Origin of the sequence: Pseudomonas sp. JDS28PS106, from assembly GCF_036706555.1 — a bacterium.
Lineage (GTDB): Bacteria > Pseudomonadota > Gammaproteobacteria > Pseudomonadales > Pseudomonadaceae > Aquipseudomonas.
In genome coordinates, this window is the sequence record NZ_JBAJGT010000002.1 from 1 (window position 1) to 14,132 (window position 14,132).

The following is a 14,132-nucleotide window of genomic DNA, read 5'->3' on the forward strand; positions in this document are numbered from 1 at the left end:
GCTTTGAGCCAAAGCGGGAAGAGTGGACGGCAGCTTGGCTCCTACACGTGCTCAAGGGCACCGCGATTAGACAGCTTGCCGTCCACCCCTCTCACCCCAGACTTTAGCCTGATGGAAGACACAAGCGGATTTATCCGCGATCCGGGTTGGCGTTCATCGCGGCTGAAGCCGCTCCTACAGATTCTGCCGATGCTGACGCAAAAAAACCCCATGATCGCTCATGGGGTTTTTTGTTCAGCGGCTATGGATCAAGCGGGAGCCGATGTGCGGATCAGGTGATCGAAGGCGCTCAGCGAGGCCTTGGCACCCTCGCCCAAGGCGATGATGATCTGCTTGTACGGCGTGACAGTCACGTCGCCGGCACCGAAGATGCCTGGTACCGAGGTTTCGCCCCGGGCGTCGACCACGATTTCACCGCGTGGCGACAGCTCGATGGCACCCTTGAGCCATTCGCTGTTGGGCAGCAGGCCGATCTGGACGAAGATGCCCTCCAGCGCCACGGTGATTTCCTCACCCGAAACGCGATCCTTGTAGCGCAGACCGTTGACCTTCTCACCGTCGCCGGTGACTTCGGTGGTCTGGGCGTTGGTCAGTACGGTCACGTTCGGCAGGCTGTGCAGCTTGCGCTGCAGAACCGCGTCAGCACGCAGCTTTACATCGAACTCCAGCAAGGTGACGTGGGAAACGATACCGGCCAGGTCAATGGCCGCCTCGACGCCCGAGTTACCGCCGCCGATCACCGCTACGCGCTTGCCTTTGAACAGCGGGCCGTCGCAGTGCGGGCAGTAGGCCACGCCTTTGTTGCGGTACTGCTGCTCGCCCGGAACGTTCATCTCCCTCCAGCGTGCGCCAGTCGCAAGGATCACGGTTTTGGCCTTGAGGCTCGCGCCGCTGGCGAATTTGACTTCGTGCAGCTCGCCGGCCTTGCCTGGAATCAACTGGTCAGCGCGTTGCAGGTTCATGATGTCCACGTCGTACTGCTTGACGTGCTCTTCCAGCGCAACGGCCAGTTTCGGGCCTTCAGTGTGCTGAACCGAGATGAAGTTCTCGATTGCCATGGTGTCGAGCACCTGTCCGCCGAAACGCTCGGCTGCCACACCGGTGCGGATACCTTTACGAGCCGAGTAGACCGCTGCTGCGGAACCGGCAGGGCCGCCGCCGACCACCAGCACGTCGAAGGCTTCTTTGCTGTTCAGCTTTTCGGCCTGACGAGCACCGGCGTTGGTGTCGATCTTGGCAAGAATTTCTTCCAGGCCCATGCGGCCCTGGCCGAACAGCTCACCGTTCAGGTAAATGCTTGGCACCGACATGATCTTGCGGTCGGTGACTTCGTCCTGGAACAGCGCGCCGTCGATAGCGACGTGCTCGATGTTCGGGTTGACCACTGCCATGAGGTTGAGCGCCTGAACCACGTCAGGGCAGTTCTGGCAGGACTGCGAAAAGTAGGTTTCGAACTTGAAGCTGCCTTCGAGTCCGCGAACCTGTTCGAGGGTCTCGGCGCTCACTTTGGGCGGATAACCACCCACTTGCAGCAGGGCCAGGACCAGCGAAGTGAATTCATGACCCATCGGGATGCCGGCGAAACGCAGGCTGATGTCCTTCCCGGGGCTGTTGAGCGAGAACGACGGGGTACGCACGTCGGTGCCGCTGTCATTGAGGGTGACATCCTTGGAAACGCTGATGATGTCATTGAGCAGAGCCAGCATTTCCTGAGACTTCGCGCCGTCATCAAGGGACGCAACGATCTCGATGGGGCGAGTGACCCGCTCCAGGTAGGACTTCAACTGGGCTTTAAGATTGGCGTCCAACATGTGTCGGCTTCCTTTTTCAATGAGTAGAAATAAAAACGCCCAGGCGAAGACCGCCCGGGCGTTTAGAGGGCGATGCGGTTTACTTGCTCAAGAGCTCAACGCCCTTGGCTGCTTCGAAAGATTCAGCCATTTCAACAGGACTCAGATCTTGCCGACCAGGTCCAGGGAAGGAGCCAGAGTGGCTTCGCCTTCTTTCCACTTGGCTGGGCAGACTTCGCCCGGGTGAGCGGCAACGTACTGAGCAGCCTTGATCTTGCGCAGCAGCTCGGTGGCGTCGCGGCCAACACCGCCGTCGTTGATTTCGACGATCTTGATCTGACCTTCAGGGTTGATCACGAAAGTACCGCGGTCAGCCAGGCCAGCTTCTTCGATCAGCACGTCGAAGTTGCGGGAGATAGCCAGAGTCGGGTCGCCGATCATGGTGTACTTGATCTTGCCGATGGCTGGCGAAGTGTTGTGCCAGGCAGCGTGCGCGAAGTGGGTGTCGGTCGAAACGCTGTAGATTTCAACGCCCAGCTTCTGGAAAGCTTCGTAGTTGTCAGCGAGGTCTTCCAGTTCAGTCGGGCAGACGAAAGTGAAGTCGGCTGGGTAGAAGAAAACGACAGACCACTTGCCCTTCAAGTCAGCGTCCGAGACGTCAACGAAAGCGCCGTTCTTGAACGCGGTAGCTTTGAACGGTTTTACCTGGCTGTTGATGATAGGCATCGGTACATCTCCTGATGGTGTGTGAACGTAAGGGGTTTGAAACTTTGATGGCGTGAATCTTAACGGTGATTCATGACGATGGCTCATTGGTAAAGCTCATGTCATCAATTGCTTTTGCCTATGAAACGCGCTTATCAATAGAAGAAACCTTTACACCGCCGCGGAGGATTGACGCCTCCGAGGGACGGCGAGGCGTCAATGTAGCGCATTGCGCGCCCGATGTCCTTTCAGCCTGCACAGGCTCCGGGGACGTGAAGGTCTGCTCGCCGGCCGGCTTCGTGCTGGCAGACCGCCAAGGCGGTGAGTTCCGGCTGTAACGTTGCCCTGACAGTCGACATCAATGCAACCGGAGCGATTCACACGCGCCCTGGCGTGATTTCAGTCCGATAACGAGGCGCCCTGGGTCTCGGTTGGCGCAGCGCAGCGCAAGTAGAGGCGGATGCAGGTTCCGCCGCCTTCAGCGCTGTCAATCTTTACATGCCCGTCGTTCTGTTTGACGAACCCGTAGACCATGGACAGGCCCAACCCCGTCCCCCGCCCTGGCGGCTTGGTCGTGAAGAACGGCTCACACACCCGTTCGACCAGCTCCGCCGGAATGCCGCAGCCGCTGTCGGTAACGCTCAGCTGCACATAGGTTCCCGGGGTGACGATGCCTTGCTGCCGGGTAACCTCGGCCAGTTCACTGCACACCCGTACCTCCCCGCCCTCGGCCATGGCATCGCGCGCGTTGATCACCAGATTGAGCAGCGCATTTTCCAGCTGGTGCTCGTCCGCGCGAATGGCTGGCAGCGGCTTGGCCAGATCAATGTGCAACGTGATGTTGTCGCCGATGGTGCGACACAACAGCTCTTCCATCGAGGTCACCATTCGGTTGACGTCCACTGATCCGGCGCTCAATGGCTGGCGCCGCGCAAACGCCAGCAGTCGATGGGTGAGCGCGGCCGCCCGATTGGCGGAGGTGATCGCCGCCTCGATATAACGGCCGATTTCGCTGACCCGACCTGAAGCGATACGCCGCTCGATCAACTCCAGAGCGCCCAGAACCCCGGTCAGCATATTGTTGAAATCGTGAGCGATGCCGCCGGTCAACTGGCCGATGGCGTCCATTTTCTGCGCATGACGCAAGACTTCCTCGGCCTGCGCCCGCTCGTCCATCTCGATCCGCAGCAGCTCATTGGCGCGCGCCAGTTCGCGGGTGCGCTCGGCGACCCGCAGTTCGAGGCTTTCATTGAGTTCTCGCAGCGCCTCTTCGGCCCGGACCTGAGCGGTGATGTCGGTGTGAGTGCCCAGCCAGTGGGTGATGTGACCCTGGTCATCCCGGATCGGCAAGGCTCGGGACAGGAACCAGTTGTAGCCGCCGTCCTGCCCGCGCATGGGAAAGGTGTCCTCCCAGATCGAGCCGGTCGCCAGACAATGCTGCAGTCGAGCGACCACGCGTTCGCGGTGTTCGGGGTGCAGCACCGACCGCCAGCCCAGCGCATGCATGGCCTCCGCCGACGCGCCGGTGTAGGCGCACCAGCGTTCGTTGTACCAATGCACGTGACCACGCGGGTCCGCGGTCCACGCCAGCTGGCTCATGTTCTCGGCCAGCGTCCGGAAATGGCGCTCACTGTCGCGCAAGCTGTCGATGTGGCGCATGAAATCCTTGGCATCCCGGTGCGGGAGCGCAGGTTCGGACGCCGAAGTGTCGTGACTCAACATAATGGACCTTCCTGGTATCACGGGTATGGCCCGACCCTCATCCTGACAGTCGGGCTTGCGTCGCGCGCTCAAGGCGGCGTGCAGAACGGCCCCATGGCCGGCTCTGCAGTCGCCCTGTCAACGCTCGACAGGGGTACGCATGGTGACGAATTCTTCCGCGGCTGTCGGATGCACGCCAATGGTGTCATCGAAGACCTGCTTGGTGGCACCCGCCTTGATGGCGATCGCCAGACTCTGCACGATTTCGCCAGCATCAGGGCCGACCATGTGGCAACCCAGCACTCGATCCGTGTCGGCATCGACCACCAGCTTCATCAGGGTGCGCTCCTGATCGGTAGTCAGGGACAATTTCATCGGCCGGAAACGGCTTTCGAAAATCTTCACCGAATGCCCCGCTTCGATTGCCTGCTCCTCCGTCAAGCCGACCGTTCCTATGTTCGGCAGACTGAAGACTGCGGTGGGTATGTGGTTGTAGTCCACGGGCCTGTACTGCTCAGGCTTGAACAGCCTGCGCGCGACGGCCATGCCTTCGGCCAGCGCGACCGGCGTCAGCTGTACACCGCCAATGACGTCCCCGATCGCCAGAATCGAAGGCTCGCTGCTCTCGTAGTGGTCGTTGACATCGATATAACCCTCTTCGGTGAGCCTGACATCGACCGTCTCCAGCCCCAGGTTGTCGAGCATCGGCCGCCGTCCCGTAGCGTAGAACACGCAGTCGGCTTCCATGACCCGCCCGTCCAGCAATGTCACTTGCAGCGTACCGTCCGTCTGCTTGTCGATGCGCTCGATGTCACTGTTGAACTGGATGCTCATGCGGCGCTTGATCAGCTCCTCATGCAAATGCGTGCGAACGCTGTTGTCGAAGCCGCGCAGGAACAGTTCCCTGCGGTACACGAGCGTCGTATCGGCGCCCAGGCCGTTGAAGATCGAAGCGAACTCGACCGCGATATAGCCGCCACCCACGACTATTACGCGTTTGGGCAGCTGCGGAAGATAAAAGGCTTCGTTGGAGGTGATGGCGTGCTCGCGTCCCGGTAAGTCCGGAACCTGCGGCCAGCCGCCGGTGGCGATCAGAACGCGTTCGGCGCTGTAGACCTGCCCGTTGACCTCGACTTTCTGTTTGCCGACCAGCCGGGCATGGCCTTCGAGCAACGTGACACCGCTGTTGACCAGCAGGTTGCGATAAATGCCATTGAGACGCTGGATTTCCCGGTCCTTGTTGGCAATCAGGGCTGGCCAGTCGAACGTAGGCTCACCCGCCGTCCAGCCGAAGCCCTGGGCATGCTCGAATTCGTCGGCAAAGTTCGCGCCATACACCAGCAGCTTCTTGGGCACGCAGCCGACATTGACGCAGGTGCCCCCAAGATAGCGGCTTTCCGCCACGGCCACTCTGGCGCCGAAGCCGGCGGCGAAACGCGCGGCCCGGACACCACCGGAACCCGCGCCGATTACAAACAGATCGAAGTCGTATGCCATTGCTGTCTCCTAAGCAGGTCGACAGCATACCTCCTCAGCGCTCTGTCACAAACGACAAAGCCACCCGAAGGTGGCTTTGCGTGAGATCAGGCGCGCCCGTGAATCAGTAGGCTTTGCCGGTCTTGTAGAAGTGCTCGAAGCAGAAGTTGGTCGCTTCGATATAGCCTTCAGCCCCGCCGCAGTCGAACCGCTGACCCTGGAATTTGTAGGCCAGGACGTTGCCTTCGGCCGCCTGCTTCATCAGCGCGTCGGTGATCTGGATTTCGCCACCCTTGCCAGGCTCGGTCTGCTCGATTTTCTCGAAGATGTCCGGGGTCAGGATGTAACGGCCGATGATCGCCATGTTGGACGGCGCGTCTTCAGGCTTGGGCTTTTCGACCATGTCGGTCACGCGGAACAGACCCGGCTTGATCTCGTCGCCGGCGATCACACCGTACTTGTTGGTTTCCTGCGGATCGACTTCCTGGATAGCGATGATCGAACAGCCGTAGTGGTTGTGCAGCTTGACCATCTGCGCCAGCACGCCGTCGCCTTCGAGGTTGACGCACAGGTCGTCCGCCAGCACCACAGCAAACGCTTCCTTGCCGATCAGCGGGCGACCGCTGAGGATTGCATGGCCCAGGCCTTTCATTTCAGTCTGGCGAGTATAGGAAAAGCTGCATTCGTCGATCAGCTTGCGGATCCCGACCAGATACTTTTCCTTGTCCGTGCCCTTGATCTGGTGCTCCAGCTCGTAGCTGATGTCGAAGTGATCTTCCAGCGCGCGCTTGCCGCGACCGGTCACGATGGAGATCTCATTCAAGCCAGCCGCAAGCGCTTCTTCCACACCGTACTGGATCAACGGCTTGTTGACGACCGGCAGCATTTCCTTGGGCATGGCCTTGGTCGCTGGCAAAAAGCGAGTACCGTAACCGGCTGCGGGGAACAAGCATTTCTTGATCATAAAGGTCCTTGTTAAGGGCTATGGGCATTAGCGGCGCAGTCTAATCAGGCGGCGGTCACCTTACAATGCCCCGCCGCTGGCCGTCCGATGCCATGATAGAGGAAGCCATGCGCGGATAGTTCCGCACAATCATAGATATTGCGACCATCGAACAGCATGGGCATGCGCATCAGACCACGCACCCGAACGAAATCCGGCTGGCGAAACTGCTTCCATTCGGTCAACAGGACCACTGCATCGGCGCCTTCGGCGCAGCTGTACAATGATTCGCACAAGCGTAGCTGACCAGCGGCAACGGCGTCGGGATAATGCGCGGCGATCGCCTCCATGGCGGCCGGATCGGTCGCCTGCACCCTGGCTCCCGCGCTCAGCAGCGCATCGATGAGCACCAGGCTGGGCGCCTCGCGAATATCGTCGGTGCCGGGCTTGAACGCCAGCCCCCAGAGCGCCACCACCCGCCCTTGAAAGTAACCGCCGAAGTGTTGCGCCAGGGCTTCGAACAGCACGGTTTTCTGAGTCGCGTTTCTGGCCTGTACCGCGCGCAGTATATGCGGCTCGAAGCCCTTCTCTTCGGCGCTGCGGATCAGCGCGCGCACGTCCTTGGGGAAACATGAACCGCCATAGCCGCACCCGGCGTAGATGAAGTGCGTACCGATGCGCTTGTCGCTGCCGATGCCGCGCCGGACCTGCTCGATGTCCACGCCCAGTTGCGTACACAACCCGGCCATCTCGTTGATGAAGGATATCTTGGTGGCCAGGAACGCATTGGCCGCGTACTTGCTGAACTCGGCGGCGCGCGGGTCCATCACCAGCACGCGTTCGCGATTGCGCAGGAATGGCGCATAGAGACGCTGCAGCAACTCGGCTGAGTCTGGCGCATCGCAGCCAATGATGACCCGCTCGGGGCGCATGAAATCCTCGACCGCCGCGCCCTCCTTCAGAAACTCGGGGTTGCTCGCCACTGTTATCCTCATGCCCAGCCCGCGCCGAGTCAGATGACTGTTGATGCGGCGCGCCACCTGCGCGGCGGTCCCCACCGGCACGGTGGATTTGTTGACCACCAGACAGGGGCGGTTCAGACACAGGCCCAGCTGGTCGGCAACGTTCAGGACATGAGACAGGTCGGCCCCGCCGTCCTCGTGACTCGGAGTGCCAACCGCAATGAACACCACGTCAGCGCCCGCCACTCCGGCGTGCAGGTCCGCGGTGAACGACAACAGGCCGCTCGCCTGATGCTCATCGAGCATCGCCTGCAGGCTGGGTTCATAAATGGGACACTCGCCCCGGCGCAGCATTGCCACCCGATCCAGCCTGGATTCGACGCAGCTGACCCGGTTGCCCATCTCTGCGAAACAGGCTGCGGTCACTAGCCCAACGTAGCCCGCGCCAATGATGCATAGCCGCATACCCAGACCCTCGTCCTGAATGTGCGTCGATTGCAACGCAGCGCGATTGCAGACGCGTGACATCCGGACGACAGCACCATGACGGCCATCGACTGTCGGCGTCCATTGCCGGAAATCGATGGTGGACGCGCGTTCATGGCGGAACGATGGCACAACAGACCAGTCAAACCGCTGTAACACTTACCCCAACCTGAACCTGTATCCCTAGCGAAGCAAACACCATGATCAGACTGATGCCGTTAATCCTAGTGCTGGGCCTGACCGGCTGCGCTACCGCCTCCAATACTTATCTGAAGAACGGCCAGCAAGCCCTGAGCATCGACTGCTCGGGCGAAGCCATGTCTTGGGCCGGCTGTTATGAGAAGGCCGACGCGTCCTGCGCCGGCACCGGTTATGAAATCGTCGGCACCGACGGCACGCCACAGCCTGCCGAGAGCGACAAGACACTGGGCGTCGACGTCGGCAACTACAAAAGCCGTAACGTGCTGGTGGTCTGCAAGTCCTGAAGCCTGGCGTCAGCCGGAGATGCAGGCTTCGGCGGCATGCTGAACGTCGCGGAAGCGAATCGGCAGGTTCGACAACCGTTCGTAGACCTTGATCGCGCTGCCGCCTGACCGGCTTTCGATGTCGACCACGGCGGCAGGTGACTCGCTCATCTTCTGCGCCACGATCAGGCGCAGACCGTCACGACGGGTTTCGACCACCGGCAAGTCGCGACTGCCGCTGATTTTACTGTTGAAGCACTCAGCATATTCCCGGGGGTTCTTGCCGGAAATCACGCTCATGGTGGCTGGGGTATGCTCGATATCCGAGACGGTCGCGCAGCCGGTCATTGCCAGTGCCAGGATTACAACAGCCGGTTTCATACAATCCCTCCAAATAAAGGTGCTACGACACGCCTGGCGGGAATTAAATCCCGATCACGCCGATTTTTGCTCGAAATGCCGTTTTTACCCGGACCTCGACGTCAACTGGCGTCTCTCGCGTGCTATCGTTTTGATTTTCAAGAAAACCGCTGTTTCGGAGTCCCGCATGAAGTTCGTACACCAGCGTGAGCATTTGAACGAGGACGACCAGGTCGTCATCGAGTGCTCGCAAACCTGCAACATTCGCCTGATGAACGATGCGAATTTTCGCAGCTTCAAAAATGGTGGCCGCCATACGTACCATGGCGGGGCATTCGACCGGTTTCCTGCCAAGATCACCGTGCCGAGCACCGGTTACTGGAACATCACCATCGACACCACCGGCCGCAAGCCCGATGCCCATCCCGGCCGCAGACCGCAATTCACCCATTCGATCAAAATCGTTCGCCGCTCGTCTTCCCGCTTGCGCTGACACCAGGAGCTCTCGTGACCAACCCCGATCCTCGCACCACCAAATTCGCCGTCAGCTACAAGCTCAATGGCGAACGACGTTTCGAATTCGCCAACCTGCACTCGGCGTCCATCGATGAAGCGCGCGCGGCGCTGGAGAAGATGCATGGGGAAAGCGGTGACCAGATCACCGATGTCAAAGTGAGCAAGGCTCTCTAACCCTAGCAGGCGTCTATCCGGTCCATGCGATCATCCGCCCCCTTTTCCGCTACCTCCGATCTGTTTGCCGACCAGCAGCCGGCATTCGAGTCCCGCGAACGCATCGGACCTGCCTCGATGCTGTTGCGCGGCTTCGCCCTGCCGGTGGCGCACTTGTTGTGGGAGTCGCTGCAACGAGGACTCGAGCAGGCGCCGTTGCGGCAGATGATCACGCCAGGCGGCCTGCTGATGTCGGCCGCCATGAGCAGCTGTGGTGAGCTGGGCTGGGTGACCGACCGCCACGGCTATCGCTACAGCAGCACCGATCCGCTCAGCGGTCTGCCCTGGCCGGCCATTCCCGAGGCCGGCATGGCGCTGGCTTGCGATGCCGCGCAGGCGGCCGGCTTTGAAGATTTCGTGCCCGACGCGTGCCTGATCAACCGCTATGTGCCAGGGGCGAAGATGTCGCTGCATCAGGACAAGGACGAGCGCGACCACGGCGCGCCGGTGGTCTCGGTTTCATTGGGGATAGCGGCGGTGTTCCAATTCGGCGGCATGATACGTAGCGAGCCTGCCCGGCGCATTCCGTTGCTACATGGTGACGTTGTCGTATGGGGCGGCGAAGATCGACTGCGTTTCCATGGGATCCTGCCGGTCAAACCGGCGATCCACCCCCTGCTCGGCGAACAACGCATCAACCTGACCTTTCGCAAGGCGGGTTGATCAGCTCGCCGAAAGGATGAAGCGATCGATCGCCATGGCGACGCCGTCTTCGAGATTGGTCGCCGTGACGCGGTCGGCCTGACCCACCACTTCGGCCTCGGCTTGCCCCATCGCGATGGCAAGCCCCGCAACACGAAACATCGCCACATCATTTCCGCCATCGCCAATGGCCGCTGTGTTCGCCAACGGAATATCTAGATAACGCGCCAGCGCGGCCAGCGCCGAACCTTTATTGGCCTCCAGCGCGGTGACGTCCAGGTAGTACGCTTGCGACCGCGCCGCCAGCGCCTGACCCTCGATGCGCGGATTGAGCCGGGCCTCCAGCCGCTTGAGCAACTCGAAATCCGCACTCGATGCCACGATCTTGTCGATCCGGTCCAGCCAGGGCTCGAAAGCATCGACGACTACCGGCTCGTAGCCCAAGGTGTCACGCTCGTGGGCAACGTAGTCCCCGGCCAGGTCGCGCAGCAACCACTGGTCATCGGCGAACACCCAGACCGCCACGGCGTGCTCGGCAAACAGCTCAAGACACGTTCGGGCGGCGGATTCGGGGATGTAATGCGCTGTCAGCACCTTGCCGTCAGCGTCGATGAGGGTCCCGCCATTGAATGCCACCGTCGGCAGCTCCAGACCCAGCGCCTCGATGATCGGGCGCATGGCCCGCGGGGGACGGCTGCTGGCGACCGTGAACTGCACACCCGCGTCGCGCAGACGCCGCACGGCGGCGACAGTCGCCTCGGCCAGGCTGTGATCAGGGCGCAGCAAAGTACCGTCGATGTCGGAAAGCAGCAGTCGGACAGCAGGCTCGGCGCGTTCAGACATCGATCTGCCGCCATTCCCGATCGTCGCGATCAAGCAGGTCGTCGGCCGCGGTCGGGCCGTTTTCGCCGGCGCGGTAGGTATGCAGCTCAGGGCTCTTGGCCCAAGCATCCAGGAAAGGCTGCACGGCGCGCCAGCCATTCTCGATGTTGTCCGCGCGCTGGAACAGCGTCTGATCGCCGGTCAGGCAGTCGTAGATGAGGGTTTCGTAGCCGGTGGACGGCTGCATTTCGAAGAAATCGCTGTAGGCGAAGCCCAGCTCGATGTCTTCCATATCCAGCGTCGGCCCCGGACGTTTGGCGAACAGGTCGAACCACATGCCCTCGTTGGGCTGGATCTGGATGCGAAGATAGTTGGGCTTGAGCCGGTCCACTTCCGTATCGCGGAACTGCGCGTAAGGCGCAGGCTTGAAGCAGATGGCGATCTCGGTGCTGCGGGCGCTCATGCGCTTGCCGGTGCGCAAGTAGAACGGCACCCCGACCCAGCGCCAGTTGTCGATCATCACCTTGAGTGCGACATAGGTTTCGGTGGTGCTGTCCGGCGCGACCCGCTCTTCCTGGCGATAGCCGGGCACTGTTTTGCCGTTCACCAGGCCTTCGGCATATTGCCCGCGTACCGAGTTGGCCAGCGCCTCCATCTCGCTCCACGGCCGGATTGCGCCCACCACCTTGGCTTTCTCGCCGCGTACCGCGTCGGCACCGAACGCCGCCGGCGGTTCCATGGCGACCATCGCCAGCAGCTGGAACAGGTGGTTGGGCACCATGTCGCGCAGAGCCCCGGTGTTCTCGTAGAAACTGCCGCGGGTTTCGACACCCACGGTCTCGGCGGCGGTGATCTGCACGTGATCGATGTAATGGTTGTTCCAGAAGGATTCGAACAAACCATTGGAAAAACGACTGACAAGGATGTTCTGTACGGTTTCCTTGCCCAGATAGTGGTCGATGCGATAAATCTGCTTTTCGCTCATGACCTTGAGCAGACAGGCATTGAGCGCCATGGCGCTGGCCAGATCGGAGCCGAACGGCTTCTCGATCACGACCCGGCGGAATTCGTCGCCGCTTTCCTGCAACAGTCCGGCTGCACCGAGCCGGGTGGCCACGTCGCTGAAGAAACGGGGCGCCGTGGCAAGGTAGAACACCGCATTGCCCGTTCCGGTGCTCTCGATCTTGCGGGCGATATCCTGGTAGGTGGAATCGTCGAGGAAATCGCCCTGCACGTAACTGATGCGCTCGGCCAGCCTGGACCAGAGCGCCGGGTCCAGCGGTTCCTGCCCGCTGGCCGCGACCTTGGCGGCGGCCTCCTGACGAATGAAATCCTCAAGCTTGCGGGCGAAGTCCCGGTCGCTGACCGGATTATGGTCGACCCCCACGATATGCAGGGAATCGTCCACCAGACCGTCGCGGGCCAGGTTGTAGAGCGCGGGCATCAACAGCCGCTTGACCAGATCGCCGTGCGCTCCGAAGAGGAACAAGGTCGTGGCCGGTGCGACCTCCGGTTTCTGCTCGATCTGCCCGCGCCCTGCTGCCATTACTTGGGTTCCTTGTGTCCACCGAAGCCGAAACGCATGGCCGACAACATCTTGTCGGCGTAAGAGCTGGTCTGACGCGAACGGAAGCGCGCCCACAATGCACTGGACAGCACCGGAACCGGAACGGCCTGTTCGATGGCCGCCTCGATGGTCCAGCGCCCTTCGCCGCTGTCGGACACCGAGCCCGAGAAGGCGTCGAGCTCTGGATCGGTCGCCAGCGCTTCGGCCGTGAGGTCCAGCAGCCAGGAGGACACAACGCTGCCACGGCGCCAGACTTCGGCGATGTCGGCGGTGTCGAGGTCAAAACGCTGGTCGGCAGGCAGCAGTTCGGAATTCTTCTGCTTGAGCAGATCGAAGCCTTCGGCGAAGGCCTGCATCATGCCGTACTCGATGCCGTTGTGAATCATCTTCACGTAGTGGCCCGAACCCGCGGGACCTGTGTGAATGTAGCCGCGCTCGGCGCGGTCGTCGGTCGAGCTGCGGCCGCGGGTACGCTCGATCGAGCCGATCCCCGGAGCCAGGGTCGCGAACAGTGGGTCCAGACGCTCGACGACCGAGGCCTCGCCACCGATCATCATGCAATAGCCGCGCTCCAGGCCCCAGACGCCACCGGAGGTACCGACGTCGATGTAGTGCAGGCCCTTGGCGCTCAGTTCCTGGCCGCGACGGATGTCGTCCTTGTAGAAGGTGTTGCCGCCGTCGATGATCACGTCGTCGGGTTCGAGCACTTCGCTCAGTATCTGAATAGTTTCTTCGGTCGGCGCGCCGGCGGGCAGCATCACCCAGATCGCCCGAGGCTTGTCGAGTGCCTTGACCAGTGATGCCAGGTCGTCGGCCGGAGTCGAACCTTCGTTGGCCAGGGCGCCGCGCAAAGCCTCATCGCGGTCGTAGACGACGGTGCTGTGCCCGTCGCGCATCAGTCGCCGCGCGATGTTGCCGCCCATGCGGCCCAGTCCAACAATCCCAAGTTGCATGAAGGTGCTCCTAAACTCTTGAAACGCGTAATGAAGGTGCCCCGTCGATCCGCGCAGCGAAGCGTGAAGCATGCTGCTTAGTCCAGCGGAGCCCGAATCGGTTCCCGCCCCGGAGGCGGAAAAGGCAGCCATCAGGCTGCCGGGTGACACATTTTGTCGCGATTGTGAAACGTTCGCGACCATTAAAAATAAAAAAGTTCCAATCCCGGGCAAAAGAAATCAGAATTAGCGCCGATAGAGAGGTAAGCAAAGACACTTCCGGGATGAAAAGTCATTGCCACGGGCCTCTTCGAGGTTGATTCCGCCATTTGCGAGGTGAGCAATGCGCACTGCACTACCAGTACTTGCACCACAAACCCTGTACGTCACGATTCGTCGCGATGAACTGCGCGCCCTGCGTGAAGAGCGCGAGCAACTGCAGAAGAAAGTCGCCAGCCTGAACCTGATGCTTCAGCAAGCACAACTGGGCGTCGCCCTGCAGGCCTGATTTCCAGCCTCGCCGACGAGCCCCGAGGGCAGAACCGCCGAACGG

At 61.3% G+C, this 14,132-nt stretch carries 15 protein-coding genes; 5 read left to right on the forward strand and 10 right to left on the reverse strand.

From position 1 onward, the window contains the following. Positions 1-248: 248 nt before the first annotated feature. From ahpF to TRP66_RS03205, 6 genes are all read right to left on the reverse strand, one after another. Positions 249-1,811: an alkyl hydroperoxide reductase subunit F gene (gene ahpF / locus TRP66_RS03180; RefSeq protein ID WP_333399896.1), complete on the reverse strand. Its 1,563-nt coding sequence runs from the start codon at positions 1,809-1,811 to the stop codon at positions 249-251. Between the two features lie 141 nt (positions 1,812-1,952). Continuing rightward, positions 1,953-2,516 (reverse strand): alkyl hydroperoxide reductase subunit C, encoded by a 564-nt coding sequence (gene ahpC, locus TRP66_RS03185; RefSeq protein WP_333399897.1) that lies wholly within the window; start codon positions 2,514-2,516, stop codon positions 1,953-1,955. 378 nt (positions 2,517-2,894) lie between these two features. Continuing rightward, a complete protein-coding gene (locus TRP66_RS03190; RefSeq protein ID WP_333400320.1) occupies positions 2,895-4,154 on the reverse strand; it encodes a hybrid sensor histidine kinase/response regulator in 1,260 nt (419 codons plus the stop codon). 180 nt (positions 4,155-4,334) lie between these two features. After that, complete coding sequence (gorA, locus tag TRP66_RS03195) at positions 4,335-5,693, reverse strand: glutathione-disulfide reductase (protein ID WP_333399898.1); 1,359 nt, start codon at positions 5,691-5,693, stop codon at positions 4,335-4,337. Between the two features lie 103 nt (positions 5,694-5,796). After that, positions 5,797-6,636, reverse strand: a complete 840-nt coding sequence (gene galU / locus TRP66_RS03200; RefSeq protein WP_333399901.1) for a UTP--glucose-1-phosphate uridylyltransferase GalU — start codon at positions 6,634-6,636, stop codon at positions 5,797-5,799. 44 nt (positions 6,637-6,680) lie between these two features. Next, the gene (locus TRP66_RS03205; protein WP_333400321.1) at positions 6,681-8,042 is read right to left on the reverse strand and encodes a UDP-glucose dehydrogenase family protein; all 1,362 of its coding nucleotides are present in this window, start codon (positions 8,040-8,042) and stop codon (positions 6,681-6,683) included. A gap of 221 nt (positions 8,043-8,263) precedes the next feature. On the opposite strand from TRP66_RS03205, the gene TRP66_RS03210 reads away from it, so the two are divergent. Then, on the forward strand, positions 8,264-8,548 hold the full coding sequence (locus TRP66_RS03210; RefSeq protein ID WP_333399902.1) for a hypothetical protein: 285 nt from the start codon (positions 8,264-8,266) through the stop codon (positions 8,546-8,548). A 9-nt stretch (positions 8,549-8,557) separates the two neighbouring features. Here the strand turns inward: TRP66_RS03210 and TRP66_RS03215 are convergent, their stop codons facing one another. Then, positions 8,558-8,908 (reverse strand): hypothetical protein, encoded by a 351-nt coding sequence (locus TRP66_RS03215; protein WP_333399903.1) that lies wholly within the window; start codon positions 8,906-8,908, stop codon positions 8,558-8,560. Between the two features lie 166 nt (positions 8,909-9,074). Between TRP66_RS03215 and TRP66_RS03220 the strand changes: the two genes are divergently transcribed. The 3 genes from TRP66_RS03220 to alkB are packed head-to-tail and all read left to right on the forward strand — an operon-like array spanning position 9,075 to position 10,279. Then, positions 9,075-9,380, forward strand: coding sequence for a DUF1883 domain-containing protein (locus TRP66_RS03220; RefSeq protein WP_333399904.1), 306 nt, complete (start codon positions 9,075-9,077; stop codon positions 9,378-9,380). A 14-nt stretch (positions 9,381-9,394) separates the two neighbouring features. Next, a complete protein-coding gene (locus TRP66_RS03225) occupies positions 9,395-9,577 on the forward strand; it encodes a hypothetical protein (RefSeq protein WP_333399905.1) in 183 nt (60 codons plus the stop codon). 24 nt (positions 9,578-9,601) lie between these two features. Next, entirely contained in the window at positions 9,602-10,279 is a 678-nt protein-coding gene (gene alkB, locus TRP66_RS03230) for a DNA oxidative demethylase AlkB (protein WP_333399906.1), read from the forward strand. On the opposite strand, the gene TRP66_RS03235 is transcribed toward alkB, so the two are convergent. Genes TRP66_RS03235 through gnd form a run of 3 tightly spaced genes read right to left on the reverse strand, consistent with a single transcriptional unit; the run spans position 10,280 to position 13,600 of the window. Next, positions 10,280-11,101, reverse strand: coding sequence for an HAD family hydrolase (locus tag TRP66_RS03235; protein ID WP_333399907.1), 822 nt, complete (start codon positions 11,099-11,101; stop codon positions 10,280-10,282). Continuing rightward, a complete protein-coding gene (zwf, locus tag TRP66_RS03240) occupies positions 11,094-12,626 on the reverse strand; it encodes a glucose-6-phosphate dehydrogenase (RefSeq protein ID WP_333399908.1) in 1,533 nt (510 codons plus the stop codon). Before zwf ends, TRP66_RS03235 begins: the two co-directional genes overlap by 8 nt. Then, positions 12,626-13,600 (reverse strand): phosphogluconate dehydrogenase (NAD(+)-dependent, decarboxylating), encoded by a 975-nt coding sequence (gene gnd / locus TRP66_RS03245; protein ID WP_333399909.1) that lies wholly within the window; start codon positions 13,598-13,600, stop codon positions 12,626-12,628. Before gnd ends, zwf begins: the two co-directional genes overlap by 1 nt. 322 nt (positions 13,601-13,922) lie before the next feature. On the opposite strand from gnd, the gene TRP66_RS03250 reads away from it, so the two are divergent. Next, positions 13,923-14,087 (forward strand): DUF6026 family protein, encoded by a 165-nt coding sequence (locus TRP66_RS03250; RefSeq protein WP_333399910.1) that lies wholly within the window; start codon positions 13,923-13,925, stop codon positions 14,085-14,087. Positions 14,088-14,132: the final 45 nt, after the last annotated feature.